The organism is Streptomyces sp. AC627_RSS907, assembly GCF_019049165.1.
The window spans coordinates 244,814-245,021 of sequence record NZ_JAGMUE010000289.1; the positions used below are offsets into that span (position 1 = coordinate 244,814).

Below are 208 nucleotides of genomic sequence, written 5' to 3' on the forward strand. Positions count from 1 at the left end.
GTCCCGGAAGTCGTGCTCCTCGAAGAGGGACGCCTCCCACAGGGCGGACTCGGCCAGCGCCTCGGGGGTCGCCCTGCCGTACTTCTGGAGCAGGCGCCGGTCGAGCGAGCCCGCGTTCACGCCGATGCGGATCGGGGTGCCGTGGTCCTTCGCCGCCTTGGCGATCTCCTTGACCTTGTCGTCGAACTGCTTGATGTTGCCGGGGTTC

At 68.8% G+C, this 208-nt stretch carries 1 protein-coding gene; it reads right to left on the reverse strand.

Features of this window, described 5'->3' with window-relative positions:
* The coding region (locus KUM32_RS35090; RefSeq protein ID WP_217145961.1) for a flavodoxin-dependent (E)-4-hydroxy-3-methylbut-2-enyl-diphosphate synthase at nt 1-208 on the reverse strand (208 nt) is incomplete at both ends.